Genomic DNA, 968 nt, shown 5'->3' on the forward strand with positions numbered 1-968 from the left:
ATTTGTCGTAATAGTGCGAAATTCTGTGGAGCATTATCTTTTCTAATTCGACAATCATCTTCTCTTAAAGCAACATCTAATATCCAGTGCAATGAATTTTCAATTCCCCAATGGCTGCGAACCGAATTAGCAAACTGTTCGACATTATTCTCCAGACTACTGATAAAATAACGAGTCTCGACTGTTGTTTTACCATCTACTTTTCGGACAGACTCTACCATACCAACACTTTTTAATTTTGACCAAGCTGAATCTTGATTCAGCCGAGATTCAATTTGAGATAACATCACATAATGGCGTATTTCATGACGACCATGCCCGATTTCTTCTGTTTTATATGTGCTATGTTCAATCCCCTCAAAACCTTTGCTTATCCCTGACTGGAATAATTTTTCAACTTCATCGTAAAGATTTCCTTGATTCTTTTTTAACGTAATTACATAGTCTGCATCTTGTTGTGTAATTAATTTTACAATTTCTTTTTGACAACCTATAGCGTCAATTGTCACAATACACCCAGCTATTTCTAATACCTTCAATAATTCTGGAATTGCTGTAATTTCATTCGATTTCTCATCTACCTTCACTTGCCCTAATACCAATTTATTCGTAGTTGCCCAAGCACTTACTATTTGGATTGCACTACAGTCACTACTTTTATCGTAAGAACCACGTAAGGTTTTCCCATCAATTGCAACAACTTCACCATTAGTTATCTTTTGTATTGACTTCATCCAATCAAGAAAACATGACTGAAACTGTTGAGGATTTATTTGTGCAAAAACTCTTGCGAATGTATCGTGTGATGGTATGCCATTCGGCAACTCTAAAAATGTTTTTAAAAACGAGTATTTGGCACAACCATAAGTTTCTATGGCTACCCAACTATCTGCACCACAAATGACTGCACATACCGCAACGGTCATGATATCGATTAAGTTATGCCGCTTCGTGCGATCTATTCGTGG

The 968-nt window shown here is 36.4% G+C and carries 1 protein-coding gene; it reads right to left on the reverse strand.

Translation table 11 applies throughout. The features are described 5' to 3' along the window. A partial coding sequence (locus tag ACM0OY_RS40455) for an ISAs1 family transposase (RefSeq protein ID WP_414574310.1) occupies positions 1-968 on the reverse strand: 968 nt, incomplete at both ends.

This window comes from Nostoc sp. CCY 9925 (assembly GCF_963920935.1).
In the GTDB taxonomy this organism is placed as follows: Bacteria; Cyanobacteriota; Cyanobacteriia; order Cyanobacteriales; family Nostocaceae; genus Nostoc.